The organism is Vibrio sp. PNB23_22_6, assembly GCF_052877535.1.
This window is the reverse complement of the sequence record NZ_JBNFXP010000032.1, coordinates 22,280-35,124: the sequence shown is the minus strand read 5'-3', so window position 1 is coordinate 35,124 and position 12,845 is coordinate 22,280. Positions and strand designations below refer to the sequence as shown.

Sequence of the window (12,845 nt, the reverse complement as noted above, 5' to 3'; positions counted from 1 at the left end):
ATACCGGCCTGTCACGCCGGGGGTCGCGGGTTCGAGTCCCGTCCGCTCCGCCATTTATTCAGACAAAGCCCTAGCAGCAATGCTAGGGCTTTTTCGTATGTGTAAGATTTGAATTAATACAAAAAAGCTTAATGCTAAAGGTAATACTAATCACAGTAAGTAATCAGAGTTAGCTCAGGAAAAACGCTAAAATTTTCGATAAGTAGTTATTCCACAATTAAAATTTTAAACGAAGTTATCGAGCGTTATAACAAGCTAGAATGATCGGTTATTTACTACGATTGGTATAACCTCGAAGATTAATTGTTCGGGTTTATTTCCTCTTTTTGTCTTCCTAGCTCCCTTTCATTGTATTTATAAATAACCATTAGTCGTATTTTTAGTGGTGCTGCTTATTTGTACTAAGTGATACCTGTAACTTTTTAAATACGTGTAACTGTTGGATGTTGTTTTCGCTGAATTCTAAGACTTTATAATCACTATTATTATAAATTTGATTACAATATCGCCATCAACTTTTCTGGGGGCATTATGGGACAACTATCCATTTTGGGCTTTATTGCATTAGGTGGCGCATTTGGTGCGTGTACTCGTTACTTAATTTCTGAACTTTGTGTAATGCTACTGGGGCGTGGTTTTCCTTACGGTACGTTAACGGTAAACGTCGTTGGCTCTTTCATCATAGGCCTTTTGATCGCTGCGTTTGAAACTGAACTGATAACAACTGATCCGTGGCGCCAAATTATCGGTCTTGGTTTTTTGGGTGCATTAACCACTTTTTCTACCTTCTCGATGGATAACGTGTTGCTTATGCAGCAGGGTGCCTTCTTTAAAATGGGATTGAACATACTGTTGAATGTCGTGTTAAGCATTTCAGCTGCATGGATTGGGTTCCAATTATTGATGCGTAGTTAGCAAAAATACTCAAATTTTAATCAGGTCGGCTTGGTTTAACCAAGCCGTTTTTATATACTGATTTCACTTGTCGGAGTGCCATAAGGCTGAGACCGTTAATTCGGGATCCGTTGAACCTGATCAGATTAGAATCTGCGAAGGGAACAAGAGAAGATATCTACACCAGAGTTCTATCTGGTCGACCTATCAAATAGTCGAATGTTGTTATAGACGAAGAGCACCCGCTCAACCTGTCCTTAATTCGATTCCTCTTGTCGCATCTATCCGCCAAGCATTTTTATCCCAATACTTTTTATCTAAGCATAACAAAGCAAGGAAAAATGCTATGTCGAGTCGCAAGCAAGCGAGACTGGAAGCAAAACAGTTCATTGATACACTCTCGGTACAACCGTACCCAAATTCAAGCAAAGTCTACGTAGATGGTTCACGTCCCGATATTCGTGTGCCAATGCGTGAAATATCACTCGCTGATAGCCTTATTGGAGGCACAAAAGAAGCGCCTATTTTCGAGCCTAATGAGCCAGTACGCGTTTACGATACCTCAGGTGTATACACAGATCCAGAATACACCATAGACCTCTACAACGGCTTACCTAAGCTGCGAGAAGGGTGGATTGAAGAGCGCGCTGATACTGAACTACTCGATGAAGTAAGCTCGGTATACACCAAAGAGCGCTTAGAAGATGAAACGCTAGACGATCTTCGTTACGGTAATCTACCACGTATTCGACGTGCTAAAGGTGGGCAGTGTGTGACTCAGTTACACTATGCTCGCAAAGGCATTATTACCCCAGAAATGGAATACATCGCGCTACGTGAAAATATGGGGCGTGCTCAATACCGCGATGAAGTGCTGAATCAACAACATCCGGGTCAAAGCTTCGGAGCGAATCTTCCAAAAGACATTACCGCCGAGTTTGTGCATAAAGAAGTCGCCGAAGGTCGCGCGATTATCCCTTCTAATATCAACCACCCAGAATCCGAACCAATGATCATTGGGCGTAACTTTTTGGTCAAAGTGAACGCCAACATCGGTAACTCATCGGTCACTTCTTCGATTGAAGAAGAAGTAGAGAAGTTAGTATGGGCAACGCGCTGGGGCGGGGATACGGTAATGGATCTCTCTACTGGACGTAATATTCACGAAACTCGTGAGTGGATTCTACGTAACAGTCCGGTTCCGATTGGTACTGTACCCATGTACCAAGCCCTTGAGAAAGTAAATGGTGTTGCGGAAAACCTTAACTGGGAAGTGATGCGCGATACTCTGATTGAACAAGCAGAGCAGGGTGTGGATTACTTCACTATCCATGCCGGCTTACTACTTCGCTATGTACCAATGACAGCAAAACGCGTTACTGGCATTGTTTCTCGTGGCGGTTCTATCATCGCGAAATGGTGTTTAGCACATCACCAAGAAAGCTTCTTATACACCCACTTCCGTGAGATCTGTGAAATTTGTGCTAAGTATGATGTGGCACTCTCTCTCGGTGATGGCCTACGCCCTGGTTCGGTTGTCGATGCTAACGATGAAGCGCAATTTGCTGAGCTTCGTACCCTTGGTGAGTTAACCAAGATTGCGTGGGAATACGACGTTCAGGTGATTATCGAAGGTCCTGGTCATGTTCCAATGCATATGATCAAAGAGAACATGGAAGAGCAGCTAGAGCACTGTCATGAAGCACCGTTCTACACGCTTGGTCCACTGACGACAGACGTCGCTCCTGGTTACGATCATATTACTTCAGGTATTGGCGCGGCCATGATTGGTTGGTATGGCTGTGCGATGCTTTGCTACGTAACACCTAAAGAGCATCTCGGCTTACCAAACAAAGAAGACGTGAAGGTTGGCATGATCACTTACAAGCTTGCTGCGCACGCCGCTGACTTAGCGAAGGGACACCCTGGCGCTCAAGTACGTGATAACGCGCTGTCTAAGGCTCGCTTCGAGTTCCGGTGGGAAGACCAATTCAACTTGTCACTCGACCCAGATACCGCGCGTGCTTTCCATGATGAAACCTTACCTCAAGAGTCTGGCAAAGTTGCTCACTTTTGTTCGATGTGTGGACCAAAGTTCTGCTCCATGAAGATTTCCCAAGAGGTACGTGAGTACGCGAAAGATATTGAGCAAGTTGCTGCGGACCAAGCTATCTCGATCAAAATGCTTGATGACCCTCTCGAGGGCATGCGTCAAAAATCGCAAGAATTTAGAGATACAGGATCTGAGTTGTACCACCCAGCAGCACATGCCGAGGTAAGTGACTAATGAGCCAAATCCTTATTCCGTCATCATTGATTGATCTGACGGGTTCAGTTCAGCAATGTTTGTTGGTGGCAAAAGAACAGGGGTTTAGCATTGTAGACATTGAGTTGGGTGTGAGCCCAGCTCAATCTATTCAGCTTGTTCGCGACCAACAGACCACACACATAACGACTGATCTCATTGATGGTTATGACTCTGAGCCTAAGTGTTCATTTGTGCTTTATTATCGTTCTGCTTTATCGGTAGAAGCGTGCGCAAAGCAACCGTCAAAAGCGATTTATATTGGTATTGCTGATCGTCAGGTTTCCGGTGAAAAGCATGAAGTGCTTCAGCTTGATATCTGGCGTCACCCAATTAACGATGAAGTGAGAGCGCTTACCGTTAAGTCCAAGCTCAACACAGCATTTGCTCCTGAGCATCACCTTGCTTGGATAGTAACGCTGACAGTACTCGATTTTCCTATTGAAGATGCATTAACACTTGCTCGAGCAATGACAACGCAACAAGCGAATGTTTCACGTGAAACACTATTGAATGACAACCTTGACGAGGGCCGATCTACTCAGTGGGCTGACCAATTTGATGATTTCCCCACACCTGTACTGGAAGATAACCGACTCGATATTCAAGTTGGTTGGTCTGCACAAGGAGAGAGCGTTAGCTTTCCAACGCTAACCAAGCAAAGTCTAGGGCTTTATCCAGTAGTTGATGATGTTGCTTGGATTGAGCGTTTACTGCCTTTAGGCATCAACACGATTCAACTACGAATCAAGAACCCACAACAAGTCGATTTAGAACAACAGATCATTCGAGCAATTGAGCTAGGTCGTCAGTATCAAGCACAAGTGTTTATCAATGACTATTGGCAGCTGGCAATCAAGCATGGCGCTTATGGCGTTCATCTAGGGCAGGAAGACATAGAAGAATCGAATTTGGCTCAGCTAACTAAAGCCGGCATTCGTCTTGGTCTTTCTACTCATGGTTATTATGAGCTACTGCGCATCGTACAAATTCACCCTAGTTACATTGCGTTAGGGCATATCTTCCCAACCACCACAAAACAGATGCCATCGAAACCACAGGGTTTGGTGCTCTTGGCACGGTATCAAAAGCTGATTGATAGCATTCCTTATACAAATACAGAGCCGACTTTCCGTCCTTCAAAAGACAAAGCAGTAAGTGTCGACGAGCTCGGTTTTCCGACGGTCGCGATTGGTGGCATTGACCAATTTAATGCTGACCAAGTTTGGCAAACGGGCGTCTCTAGTTTGGCAGTCGTGCGTGCTATTACGTTGGCAGAGTCACCTCAGTCCGTCATTGAATTTTTTGCACAACTGATGAAGGAAAGACAGCTAACGTTTGCTGACCAGAAAAGCGAGGTGGTGGATGTTAAGAGGGATGAACATGCTTACGCATAAGCAGTTCCTTCGTTATCAACGCCAAGTTGCTTTGCCTGAAATTGCCGAAGTTGGGCAAGAGCGCATGAGAAAATCGCATGTGCTGGTCATCGGTTGTGGTGGGTTAGGCAGTGCAGCGAGTTTGTACTTGGCATCGGCGGGCATCGGTAAATTGGTTGTGGTTGATGATGATGAGGTTGATAGCAGTAACCTACAACGTCAGATCATTTATCGTGAACAAGACCTCCAAGTTGCGAAAACAGAAGCAACCGTAAAGCAGCTCACTGATCTTAATTCGATGATCCAAGTACGCGCTCTCAATAAGCGATTAGACACAGCACAGCTGCAGCTTGAGGTGATGTTGGCGGATGTGGTGCTGGACTGCACCGACAATATGCCAACCCGTCAGCTAATTAACCAAGTCTGTTTTGAACAAAACACGCCACTCATCTCAGCGGCGGCAATTGGTTGGCAGGGGCAGTTCGCCGTCTTTGATTATCAAACACCAAGTGAACAAGAAGTAGAAAGCAAAGCCTGTTACCGCTGTTTATATCCGTTCGATGAATTACCACAAACGCAAAAGTGCAGTGAGAGCGGTGTCGTCGGTCCGGTGGTCGGCACACTTGGTAATTACCAAGCGCTTGCGGCAATTCAAAAACTGGCGACGGGAAAGTTTCATGTCGAGACTGCCAAGTTACACCTGTTTGATGGATTGAAAATGCAATGGAAAACCATGGCGATAAGCAAAGATAAACAGTGCCAAGTGTGTGCTCAAGTTTAGCTTACGAGCTAACTGAGCAAGATTTCAAACTGGCTATTTATTAGTGATAAACAGCTAGAAGTCATGGTCGTAATTATGAGAGTTGGAAGTAATGACGTTATCAGAACAACAAACAACACAAATGACCGCTGCTGACTTAGATGTGATCACCATTGTCATCAATGATCAGTCACATCAAGTTGCCAGTGAGTCGAATTTACAACAAATCATTAGTCAATTTGAGCTGCCAGAAATGGGCTGCGTTTTTGCAATTAATAACAACGTTGTGCCGCGCAGTGAGTGGGCTAGCACCGTTCTTTCACAGGGAGATAGCATCTCTTTGTTTCAAGCGATCGCAGGAGGTTAACGTCGATGCTTAAAATTGGTGATAAAGAATTCGAATCTAGACTGTTCACAGGAACAGGGAAGTTTGCCAACGGCCGATTAATGGCAAAAGCGATTCAAGTGTCGGGCTCTCAACTTGCGACCATGGCGCTGAAGCGTGTGGATGTGAACGACCTACAAGACGATATTTTGCTGCCGTTAAAACAAGCGGGTGTGAACTTATTGCCGAACACCTCGGGTGCAAAGAATGCTAAAGATGCAGTGTTTGCTGCTCAACTGGCGCGAGAAGCGTTGGATACCAACTGGCTAAAACTGGAGATTCACCCAGACCCGAAGTACTTAATGCCAGATCCAATTGAAACACTTACGGCTGCTGAGCAACTAGTACGTGAAGGGTTTATTGTGCTTCCTTACTGTCATGCTGACCCGGTTCTGTGTAAACGATTGGAAGAAGTGGGTTGTGCAGCGGTAATGCCTTTAGGTGCACCGATCGGTTCCAACAAGGGGATTGTTTCTCACGACTTCCTAGAGATCATCATCGATCAAGCCAACGTTCCAGTGGTTGTAGATGCGGGTATCGGTGCGCCATCACATGCTGCGCGTGCGATGGAAATGGGCGCAGATGCCGTGCTCGTCAATACCGCGATTTCAGCTTCGAGCGATCCCGTTGCGATGGCGAAGGCATTTAAGTTGGCGGTGGAGTCGGGACGTATGGCTTATGAAGCTGGTCTTGCTGGTAAGGTTTCTCATGCGGTTGCGTCGAGTCCACTGACGTCATTTCTAGATGAGCTTTAGTCTTAGATGTGTAGCTATTAAGTGAGGGAAACATGAGCTTCGTTGAACAATTTAAGCTGCTCAATTGGGATGACATTTCGATGTCGATTTACGCCAAAACCGCACAAGATGTTGAGCGAGCATTGAATAAACCCAAGCGTGATTTGGAAGACTTTAAAGCGCTAATTTCACCAGCGGCTGAAGCGTACTTAGAGCAAATGGCGCAGCTGTCATACTCAGCAACTCGCAAGCGTTTTGGTAATACCATGTCGCTTTATATCCCATTGTACCTTTCTAACTTGTGCGCCAATGCTTGTACTTATTGTGGTTTCTCGATGGAGAACAGAATTAAGCGTCGCACCTTGAATAGGGACGAAGTGGCTGCAGAAGTCGAAGCCATTAAACGAATGAAGTTCGATAGTGTATTAATTGTGACTGGTGAACACGAGACCAAAGTGGGTATGAAATACTTCCGCGAAATGGTGCCGATGATTAAGCAACGCTTTAATTATTTGGCGATGGAAGTGCAGCCACTTGGTCAAGATGAGTACGCAGAGCTCAAGACATTGGGTTTGGATGCGGTGATGGTCTATCAAGAAACGTATCATCCTTCGACCTATGCTGAGCATCATTTGCGAGGCAATAAGATGGACTTCGAATACCGATTGGATACACCTGATCGTCTTGCAAAAGCGGGTATCGACAAGATCGGTATTGGTGCTCTGATAGGATTGGAAGAGTGGCGTACAGATTGCTTTTATGTGGCAGCGCACTTGGACTATCTTGAGGGCACGTATTGGCAAACTCGTTACTCGATTTCATTCCCGCGTTTGCGTCCTTGTGAAGGTGCCCATTCTTTAAACGGAAAGCAGCCAAAGTCAATAATGACGGACAAGCAGCTTGTTCAGCTGATTTGTGCTTATCGTTTATTGAATCCAGAAGTGGAGTTGTCACTATCGACTCGTGAGTCACCCAAGTTTAGGGACAATGCTTTTCCTTTGGGTATCACCAGTATGTCTGCCGCATCGAAAACTCAGCCGGGAGGTTATGCGATGGAAGATGTTGAACTCGAGCAGTTTGAGATCAGTGATGAGCGCAGCGCTGGCTCAGTAGAAGATATGATTCGAGCCAAAGGCTTTGACCCAGTATGGCGAGACTGGCACTCGGCGTATTCTGGTTAAGTCACAAGTAAAGTCACTGGTCATCGTTATGTTTCACGTGAAACATAAGCAAAAAGTAGAGGGTTGATGCAAAACATCAACCCTCTACTTTTCTAGCTTCTAGCTTCTAGCTGTGCGCTATAGGTAGCGTTGCTTGACGAAGCCACTTTTTCACATCACCTTCAACAAGTGGGCTGATCTCATCCCACACTTTCTGATGGTAATCATTCAGCCAAGCAAGCTCCGGACGAGTTAGCATATCAACGTTGATGTTGCGCTTGTCGATTGGGCAGCGTGTTAGCGACTCAAATGACAGGACAGGGAAGTCACCGTTAGTGGGTGTTTCTACAACAAGCTCTAGGTTTTCAATACGGATGCCAAATGCATCTGCACGGTAGTAACCTGGCTCGTTGGATAGCACCATACCTTCTGTTATCGGCACGTCGATTTGCTTCTTCGAAATGCTCGCAGGACCTTCATGAACACTTAGGAAGTGACCAACACCGTGGCCAGTACCGTGATCGTAATCGTAGCCTTCCGCCCATAGGTGCTGACGAGCTAGCGTATCAATTTGGTAACCACGAGTGCCTTTCGGGAAACGTGCACGAGCAACGCCAATGTGACCTTTTAGTGCGAGAGTGAATTGTTTAATCATCTCTTGTGATGGCAGACCGATCGCAATAGTACGCGTGATGTCTGTAGTGCCATCTAGATACTGACCACCTGAATCCACTAGGTAAAGTGTGTTCAGTTCTAGCTTGCCAGGTTCAGGTTGGTTTTCGTGGTTGTAGTGACACATCGCCGCGTTGCCGCCCGCTGCTGAAATGGTATCGAAGCTAAGGTCCATAAGTGTCGGATCTTCGCTACGGAACGCTTCCAGTTTGTCAGCCAGTGTCGCTTCATCGTGCAGCTTACCAGCAACGACTTCTGCATCTAACCAAGATAGAAACTTGCTCATCGCCACGCCATCACGGATATGACATGCTTTCATGCCTGCGATTTCAACCGCGTTCTTCGCCGCTTTTGGCATTAGGCATGGATCAGCTTTACTCACCACTGATGCACCAGCATTTTGTAGAACCAACTTAAACCATGCGTTACTTGTCGCAGGGTCAACCAGTACATTCTTGCCAGTTAGGGTTTCTAGTCGTGCTTGCAATGCTTCTGGGTGATGAACGGTCACACCCGCACCAACGTGAGCGTCAAACTCAGTAGGTAGACGAGCTGGGTCTAGGAAGTATTCCACGCTTGAATCTGAGTGCAGAATCGCGTGAGAAAGCAGAACCGGTAGACGTGATACATCAAGACCACGAACGTTGAGCAACCAACAGATAGAATCTAGCGCTGTGATCACTGCGCTGTCTGCGCCGGTTTTTTTCACGAGCTCTGCGATTTCTTGGCGTTTGCTTTCACTGGATTGGCCAACTGCTTCTGTTGCCATTAAACGAACATCAGAAACCACAGGAGCAGGACGATCGTGCCACAGCTCATCAATTGGGTTGCTGTCGAGAATCTTAAGCTCAAGTGCGCCTGCAAGTTTTGCCTGTGCCATGTCTAGCCAAGCAGAGTTGTGCATGCGAGGGTCGATTGCCACAGATGCGCCATTTGTAAGATGGTCTTTAATCCAATCTAACGCAGGCTCTTCAATCAGGTGGCGGTATTCGAATAGATCAGCAGGAACCTGCTTTGTTACTTGTACCGTGTAGCGACCATCAACAAAGATAGCGGCTTTGTCTTTGGTGATTACCGCAGCACCAGCAGAACCGGTAAAACCAGTTAGCCAATGTAAACGCTCGTTGTGCGCTGGTACGTATTCGCCCAAGTACTCGTCTTCATGTGGGACTAGTAGGGCATCAATATTATGTTGTGCTAGCCACTCGCGAACTGCATTCACGCGGCTTTGGGTATCGTTGTGCATCTGTGTTATTCCTTCAAATTACCGCTCCTTCATGCTCAGGTGTGGGAGCTGTTTCCATCTGCTTCATGCAGTTTACGATTCCATTGAGGTTCGCAATCACCTCAATAGAGTCGCAGTACAACAGGCCATAGATGAGCCAAAAAGGACTATCGACTGTTAAGCTACTCATTTTATCGCAAGAGCGCAAATCGCGTCCGGGATTTTTATCTAAGATGATCGGTTTTTTGCGTGATCATGGTACGTAGCCAAGTTAAAGCTGGGTCATTTTCTCTGTCTCGGTGCCAGAACAAAGTGTATGCCATGGGCGGGAATTCGAGTGGCAGTGGCAGCAATGCCATGTCGTGTTGCTTGGCTGCCAGTTTCACAAAGTGGCTTGGCGCGGTAAACACAAAATCGGTGTAAGAGCACAAACTCGCGGCGCTGTTAAAGTCCGGTACAGTTACCGCGATATCACGTTCGCGACCAATGTCGGCTAAACGATAGTCGAGCAACCAACGGTCATTGCCATCGCAACGTACTTGAACATGACGCAGTGTTAGGTAAGCTTCCAAGTTCCAATTACCACGCAAAGCAGGGTGGTCTTTACGCACGATACACATCTGGTGGTCGCGATAGATTTCCTGCTCGCAAATGTCGTCTGGCGGCAGCATAGTCAGTTTGGCATCGTTGATGTCGATGTCTCGACCTGTCATGCCTAAATCAATTTCACCACGTTGAATCATCTTAAACGTCTGTTCTGACCATGAGTGGGTACTGATGGTTACGCCCGGCGCTTGCTGGAATATCGCCGGCAAGAAGTGGGGCAGGATTAATGGGTAAACACTCTCTACTGCGGCGATTTGGAAACGGTATTCACTACTCTGTGGAGCGAACTCTTCGGGTTGAGTCAGCACCTCAAGTTGGTTTATCAACAGATCCAGTTTCGGTTTGAGGAACAATGCGCGCGGCGTTGGCGTCAATCCATGTGAGTTTCGAGTGAATAGAGGATCATCAAATTGGGTACGTAATTTGGCTAAGGATTTACTCACCGCCGACTGGCTCAAGCACAGTCGGTGGGCGGCGCGAGTGACATTCAACTCTTCAATCAGCACCTTAAAACAGACCAGTAAGTTAAGGTCGATGCGCGCCAGTTTTTCTACGTTCACAGTGATTTTCCCTATTGGAATAATGGTCATGATTATACATCATTTCCATTCATATCATCAGATGATTAAGCTTTGCGCAAAAGTTCTTGTTCAATTTGGAGTGTTTTGTGTCTAGCCATATTACTAATAGCAAAAAACAGATGGCGCTATTGACCATGTTAGTTCTGTTCAGTCCGCTTGCGATTGATATTTATCTGCCTGCTTTACCCCTTATCGCGTCCACTTTTCAGGTAGAAAATGCACTAGCACAAGACACCATTACTTGGTTCCTATTTGCTATGGGCGTTGGCCAGCTATTCGCAGGCCCCTTGGCAGATAAACTCGGACGTCGAACCGTTGCATTGGGCGGCATCACCATCTACGCATTGAGCGCTGTATTGGCGTGGAGTGCTCAAAATATTGAGTGGATGTTGACGGCTCGTTTGCTACAAGGCTTAGGTGCATGTGCAACATCTGTAGCAGCCTTTGCAACCGTTCGCGACATCTTCGGTCCGGAAAAATGCGGAAAAATGATCAGCTATCTTAACGGGGCGATCTGCTTTATCCCGGCATTGGCACCGATTCTTGGTAGCTGGTTAACCCAGCAATTTGATTGGCGTGCAAACTTCAGCTTTATGGCCGGTTTTGCTGTGATTGCGGGTGCGATGATGTTCTTCGGCATGAAGGAAACCAATCCTGCAACAGAAAAGCAGGCGGTATTTAAACTGAGCCGCTACTGGACAGTATTGAGCACACCATCATTCATCTTCCATGCATCACTGTGTTTGATGGCGATGGCTGTGATTCTTGCTTACGTCACATCTGCACCGGTGGTGTTGATGACGGGCATGGGCTTGTCGATGAATGAATTCACGTTTTGGTTTGGTCTCAACGCGGCGTTTAACATTGCAGCTTGTATGTTAGCGCCTAAGTTCATGGATCGTTGGGGCACACATAATTCACTTGTTGTGGGTATCACTATATTGGGCATTGCAGGTGTGGTGATGATGGTAATGCATGAATACGATACAGCATTCTCTTTCATGCTACCCATCTTTATGTCTTCTGTCGGTTTTGCTTGGATTTTGGGGGCGGCGGCAGGTAAAGCACTTGAGCCATTTGGTGATAAGGCTGGTACCGCAGCAGCACTACTTGGCTTGTTCCAGATGAGTGGTGCAGGTTTGTTGGTCGGTACGCTACAGCGTCTATCACTTGATCCACAAACACTGATTGCGATTCATATGTGGGTGTTGCTACCAGCATTGCTGATTCTGTTCACGAAAGCAGGCAAGAACTGGCATACGAAGTTGGTGAATGCATAAAACAGCTCAATTTAGTATTTTCCAATGTAACTAACGCGTGTATATTTGTCGCTTAAACTTTTCTCGACACCACAACGGAACTCAGCAAGTAATGTCGTTAACCACCTATGAAATGGCTCGTATCTTAGAGCAAATGGAAGAATCACCAGAGAAGGTGATGTTTGGCAAGTTGCTAAATGAACTGGGTAATCAGAGCTCAGAGCGTGTTCGTAGTGCGGCAAAGCAAGTTCCATTGCCAATCTTGCGTGACCTTGTGTATCAGTTTCAGCAAGTGATTGAATCGCGTAAAGGCGAGCAAGTTGAGCTGATGGCAAAAGAATTGGCCCAGAAAGGCATTTCAGCAGAAGAGTTGCTGGCTTACTTAAACAAATAAAAAATCCCCCCCGCAGACGCGGGGATTTTTTTATTTGGCGATCTTGTTTCTCAACCATTGGTCGAGTGAAATTGGTCCGGGTCCCCAGACGATGACGATAAGTATCATCAAGCCCCACAGTTGGTGGTCATAAAACCCTTTCTCCCACAGCAGCGGGTAAGAGATCACGGCGATGATGTTAAACACAAACAAAATCGCAGCCATTGGACGGGTAATCAAGCCAAGCGCTAAGAAAGCAGGTAGCACCAGTTCGGCAGCCGTGCCTAAGTAAGCGGCGAGTTCCCATGGCAGCAATGGCACTTGGTATTCCAACTCGAACAGATAAAGCGTGCTATCCCAAGACGTGATTTTGATCAGTCCTGAATTGAAAAATACCCACGCTACCCAAAAGCGGCAAAATAACAGCATTAAAGGGACAAAGCCTGCTTGTAGGGTACTGATTAAATCGTCATACCGATTGACTAAGTTTTTAACCGTATCCGTCATAGAGTGCT

The 12,845-nt window shown here is 46.3% G+C and carries 12 protein-coding genes and 1 riboswitch; of the genes, 9 read left to right on the top strand and 3 right to left on the bottom strand.

Features of this window, described 5'->3' with window-relative positions; all coding sequences use genetic code 11:
• The first annotated feature begins 531 nt into the window (after positions 1–531).
• From crcB to thiH, 7 genes are all read left to right on the top strand, one after another.
• A complete protein-coding gene (gene crcB / locus ACVA54_RS18175) occupies positions 532–915 on the top strand; it encodes a fluoride efflux transporter CrcB (protein ID WP_099081032.1) in 384 nt (127 codons plus the stop codon).
• 61 nt (positions 916–976) lie between these two features.
• Positions 977–1,075, top strand: a riboswitch (TPP riboswitch).
• Between the two features lie 165 nt (positions 1,076–1,240).
• The gene (gene thiC / locus ACVA54_RS18170; protein WP_446649827.1) at positions 1,241–3,181 is read left to right on the top strand and encodes a phosphomethylpyrimidine synthase ThiC; all 1,941 of its coding nucleotides are present in this window, start codon (positions 1,241–1,243) and stop codon (positions 3,179–3,181) included.
• Positions 3,181–4,596: a thiamine phosphate synthase gene (locus tag ACVA54_RS18165; protein ID WP_446645167.1), complete on the top strand. Its 1,416-nt coding sequence runs from the start codon at positions 3,181–3,183 to the stop codon at positions 4,594–4,596. Before thiC ends, ACVA54_RS18165 begins: the two co-directional genes overlap by 1 nt.
• Positions 4,583–5,356 (top strand): HesA/MoeB/ThiF family protein, encoded by a 774-nt coding sequence (locus tag ACVA54_RS18160; RefSeq protein WP_446649826.1) that lies wholly within the window; start codon positions 4,583–4,585, stop codon positions 5,354–5,356. Before ACVA54_RS18165 ends, ACVA54_RS18160 begins: the two co-directional genes overlap by 14 nt.
• Before the next feature lie 91 nt (positions 5,357–5,447).
• Positions 5,448–5,702, top strand: a complete 255-nt coding sequence (gene thiS / locus ACVA54_RS18155) for a sulfur carrier protein ThiS (RefSeq protein WP_446649825.1) — start codon at positions 5,448–5,450, stop codon at positions 5,700–5,702.
• Between the two features lie 5 nt (positions 5,703–5,707).
• Entirely contained in the window at positions 5,708–6,475 is a 768-nt protein-coding gene (locus ACVA54_RS18150) for a thiazole synthase (RefSeq protein WP_099081027.1), read from the top strand.
• A 32-nt stretch (positions 6,476–6,507) separates the two neighbouring features.
• On the top strand, positions 6,508–7,635 hold the full coding sequence (thiH, locus tag ACVA54_RS18145) for a 2-iminoacetate synthase ThiH (RefSeq protein WP_446649824.1): 1,128 nt from the start codon (positions 6,508–6,510) through the stop codon (positions 7,633–7,635).
• Positions 7,636–7,741: 106 nt separating this feature from the next.
• On the opposite strand, the gene ACVA54_RS18140 is transcribed toward thiH, so the two are convergent.
• A complete protein-coding gene (locus ACVA54_RS18140) occupies positions 7,742–9,532 on the bottom strand; it encodes an aminopeptidase P family protein (protein ID WP_446649823.1) in 1,791 nt (596 codons plus the stop codon).
• Between the two features lie 203 nt (positions 9,533–9,735).
• The gene (locus ACVA54_RS18135) at positions 9,736–10,677 is read right to left on the bottom strand and encodes a LysR substrate-binding domain-containing protein (RefSeq protein ID WP_446644568.1); all 942 of its coding nucleotides are present in this window, start codon (positions 10,675–10,677) and stop codon (positions 9,736–9,738) included.
• 107 nt (positions 10,678–10,784) lie between these two features.
• Between ACVA54_RS18135 and ACVA54_RS18130 the strand changes: the two genes are divergently transcribed.
• A complete protein-coding gene (locus ACVA54_RS18130; protein WP_216360622.1) occupies positions 10,785–11,978 on the top strand; it encodes a multidrug effflux MFS transporter in 1,194 nt (397 codons plus the stop codon).
• A gap of 91 nt (positions 11,979–12,069) precedes the next feature.
• Positions 12,070–12,351: an H-NS-like global regulator TsrA gene (tsrA, locus tag ACVA54_RS18125; protein ID WP_099081024.1), complete on the top strand. Its 282-nt coding sequence runs from the start codon at positions 12,070–12,072 to the stop codon at positions 12,349–12,351.
• A gap of 30 nt (positions 12,352–12,381) precedes the next feature.
• Here tsrA and ACVA54_RS18120 read toward each other — a convergent pair whose 3' ends face one another.
• On the bottom strand, positions 12,382–12,837 hold the full coding sequence (locus ACVA54_RS18120) for a DoxX family protein (protein WP_119464727.1): 456 nt from the start codon (positions 12,835–12,837) through the stop codon (positions 12,382–12,384).
• Positions 12,838–12,845: the final 8 nt, after the last annotated feature.